This window comes from Streptomyces sp. NPDC006261 (assembly GCF_040613515.1).
In the GTDB taxonomy this organism is placed as follows: Bacteria; Actinomycetota; Actinomycetes; order Streptomycetales; family Streptomycetaceae; genus Streptomyces.
In genome coordinates this window covers 1-3,927 of record NZ_JBEXSI010000137.1, presented here as the reverse complement: position 1 = coordinate 3,927, position 3,927 = coordinate 1, and the positions used below count along the sequence as shown (strand labels likewise).

Below are 3,927 nucleotides of genomic sequence, written 5' to 3'. Positions count from 1 at the left end.
GGACCGACCAACTCCGCGGCACCGTCCGCTTCGCCGACACCATCACCACCCTCCACCACCACGGCACCACCACCTACATCGAAATCGGCCCCGGCCGTACGCTCAGCGCGCTGGTCCAGGAGAACGTGGAGAGCGTGCCGGTGGTACGGCCGCTGCTGCGCCGGTCCGCGCCGGAGCCGGCGACGCTCGTCGCGGCGGTCGGAGAGCTGCACGACGCCGGGGTGCGGGTCGACTGGGAGGCGTTCTTCGCGGGCCGCGGGGCCCGCCGTGTGACGCTGCCGACGTACGCGTTCGAGCGCCGGCGCTACTGGCTGGAGGCGGGTCCGGCCGGGTCCGACGCCGCCGAGTGGGGTCTGCGGTCCACGAGCCATCCGTACCTCGGGGTCACCGTGCCGCTGGCCGGTGGCGAGGGCACGGTGTTCTCCGGGCGGGCCGTTCCGCGCCGGGACGCCTGGCTGGCCGAGCAGGTGATCGTCGACGAGCCTGTCCTGCCTGTCACCGCGCTGGTGGACACGGTGCTGCGGGCGGGCGCGGAACTGGGCTGCGGTGTGCTGCGCACGTTCGACGTAGCGGCACCGCTGATCGTCCCGGCGGCCGGTGCCGTACAGCTTCAGGTCTCCGTGGGCGAGCCGGCCGCGGACGGACGGCGTGCGGTACGGGTCTTCGCGCGGCCCGACGACCGGGACGGAGTCTGGCAGCCGGCGGCCGAGGGCGTCCTCTCCACCGGAGACGTCCCGGCACCGGACGCGGCCGGTGAACCCTTCACCGTCCGGATACCCGAGCGGCTGCGCGGCGAGACGGACCGCTTCGGCCTCCACCCGGCCCTGCTGGACGCGGTACTCGCCGCGCTTCCGGCCACCGCTGCGCCCGGCCACATCGCCTTCCCGTCGCGGTGGCGCGGCGTCCGGCTGTACGCCACCGGCGTGACGCTGGCCGAGGCCTCGCTGACGGACCTCGGTGACGGTGCGTTCGCGGTGCGGCTGACCGACGAAGCCGGCCGGCTGGTCGCCACCGTCGCCTCGGTCGCCTTCGTGGAGCTGCCGGAAGCCCGGTTCAGCGGTGCGCGTGACTCGGCGTTCGCGGCTCTGCTGGAGCGGGGCTGGGTTCCGGTGCCGGCTGCTGCTTCCGGCGAGCCGTTCGCCTGGGGCGTCCTCGGTCCTTGGGCCGGAGCCACGCCGGCCGGCGCTGTTGTCCTGGCTGACGCGGCGGAGGCGGCCTCCGGTGGAGAGTTCGAGGCCGTACTCTTCGGCCCTCGGGTGCCGGACAGCGGCGATCCGGTCGGCGCGGTGCATGCGCTGACCCGTCAGGTGCTGGCCGTCCACCAGGAGTGGCTGGCGCACGAGCGGCTGATGGAGACGCCGCTCGTGGTGGCGCTGCGCGACGGGTCCGGTCCGGTGGTCTCGGCGCTGCGCGGCCTCGTGCGGTCGGCCCAGGCCGAGGCGCCGGGCCGGATCGTCCTGGCCGAGGTGCAGGGCGACACCCCCGAGGTGTACGAGGCGCTGGCCTCGGCCGTCCGCTCCGGTGAGCCGGAGGTCTCGGTCCGGGGCGCGAGCGTGCAGGCGCCGAGGCTGCGGAAGGTGACGGAGCCGGCCGAGCCGGCCGAGGCCCCGTGGAACCCGGACGGGACCGTCCTCATCACCGGAGGCACCGGCTCGCTCGGCGGAGTCTTCGCCCGGCACCTGGTGGTCCGGCACGGTGTGCGGCATCTCCTGCTCGCCGGCCGCTCCGGTACGGAGTCCGCCGCGACGGCCCTGCTCCGCGAGGAGCTCGGTGCGCTGGGTGCGACGGTGACGGTGGCGGGAGGCGACCTCGCGGACCGGGACGAGGTGGCGCGTCTGCTCGGGCGCATTCCGGCGGAACACCCGCTGACCGGAGTCGTCCATGCGGCGGGCACCGTGGACAACGCGATGGTCGCCACGCTGACACAGGAGCAGCTGGCCTCGGTGCTGGAACCCAAGGCCGACGCCGCCTGGCACCTGCACGAACTGACCCGTGGTCTGCCGCTGAGCGCCTTCGTCCTCTTCTCGTCCAGCACGGGCTCTCTCGGTGGTCCCTGCCAGGCCAACTACGCGGCCGGCAACGCCTTCCTCGACGGCCTGGCCGAACACCGGGCCGCCGCAGGCCTGCCCGCGGTCTCCATCGGCTGGGGGCTCTGGGCGCGGGACACCGGGCTCGGCGCGACGCTCGGAGAAGGTGAGCGGACCAGGTTCGCTCGGGAAGGGTTCCGGGCGGTCACGGACGAGCAGGGCCCGGCCCTGTTCGACGCGGCGCTGACGCTCGGCCGGCCGGTTCTGACGGCACTCCCGGTCGACGCGGTGGCGCTGCGGGCCCGAGGCGATGTGCCGGCTCTGCTGAGCGGCCTCGTCACGGTGCCGGTCCGGTCGGAGGACCAGGCCGGGGCCGGTGTGGAGTCCGGCGTACCGCTGGGGCACCGGATCGCCGGCCTTCCCGCCGAACAGCGGTACGAGGCCGTGGCCCAGGTGGTCCGGGCCACGCTCGCGGTGGTGCTCGGCCATCCGGACCCGGACGCCATCGACGAGGAACGGCCCTTCCAGGAGCTCGGGTTCGACTCCCTCACGGCCGTCGATCTCCGTAACCGGCTCGGCCTGGCCGTCGGCCTCAAGCTGCCCGCCACGCTGGTCTTCGACTTCCCGACACCCGCGGCGCTCTCCGCGCACATCCTCGCGAAGGCGGCGCCGGAGGCCGGTGCCGGGACGGGCGGTGATGCGCTGGCCGAGCTCGACCGGCTGGAGTCGGCGCTCGACTCGGTGGCGGAGGAGGGCGGGGAGCGTGACGCGCTCGCGGCGCGGCTGCAGTCGCTGCTGTCCCGGGTCAACGGAACGTCCGTCGCGGCGGGCACGGCCTCCCCGGCGCGGCCGGAGGCGGAGGACGTCAGCTCGTACACCTCCGCGGACGAGATCTTCGACTTCATCGACCACCAGCTCGGCCGTACGTCCGGCTGATCACCAGTCCCCCAGCCAGTCCCCCAGCACGTGTTCCGAGGAGATGTGGGTGTCGCATGTCTGACCCAAGCAAGGAAGAGAAGCTCGTCGAGTACCTCAAGTGGGTGACGGCCGATCTGCAGAAGGCGCGTCAGCAGATCGCCGAGCTGGAGGCGGCGGCCGACGAACCGGTGGCGATCGTGGGGATGGCGTGCCGCTATCCGGGCGGCGTCTCCTCGCCGGACGAGCTGTGGCGGCTGGTCGCCGACGAGGTCGACGCGATCTCGCCGTGGCCGACCGACCGGGGCTGGGACACCGAGGGCCTGTACGACCCGGAGCCCGGCACACCCGGCAGGTCGTACACGAAGGAGGGCGGCTTCCTGGAGGGCGCCACCCGGTTCGACGCCGAGTTCTTCGGGATCTCGCCGCGTGAGGCGGTCGCCATGGACCCGCAGCAGCGGGTCCTCATGGAAAGCACCTGGGAGGTCTTCGAGAACGCGGCCATCGACCCGGCCTCGCTCAAGGGCAGCCGGACCGGGGTCTTCGTCGGGGTGGTGGAGGAGAGCTACCTCGGTCTGGAGGCGCCGATCGAACTCCAGGGCTACCTCATGACCGGCAAGCTGGGCAGCGTGGCGTCGGGGCGTATCGCGTACACGCTGGGGCTGGAAGGTCCCGCCGTATCCATCGACACGGCGTGCTCCTCGTCCCTGGTGGCGTTGCACCTCGCGGTGCAGTCGGTGCGCTCGGGCGAGTCGGATCTCGCGCTCGCCGGCGGCTCCACGGTCAACGGCGACCCCGGCGGCTTCGTGGACTTCTCGCAGCAGCGCGGGCTCGCCGCCGACGGCCGGATCAAGTCGTTCTCGGCTACGGCGGACGGTACGGCGTGGTCGGAAGGGGTGGGCCTGTTGCTGGTCGAGCGCCTTTCGGACGCCGAGCGCAACGGCCACCACATCCTCGCGGTCATCCGTGGCAGCGCGGTCAACCA

2 protein-coding genes are annotated in these 3,927 nt (G+C 73.5%); both read left to right on the top strand.

Features of this window, described 5'->3' with window-relative positions:
* On the top strand, window positions 1–2,963 hold a 2,963-nt coding region (locus tag ABZ154_RS34840; protein ID WP_356838462.1), incomplete at its 5' end, for an SDR family NAD(P)-dependent oxidoreductase.
* 56 nt (window positions 2,964–3,019) lie between these two features.
* Window positions 3,020–3,927 (top strand): beta-ketoacyl synthase N-terminal-like domain-containing protein (locus ABZ154_RS34835; protein WP_356838460.1); only part of this gene is annotated, 908 nt, incomplete at its 3' end.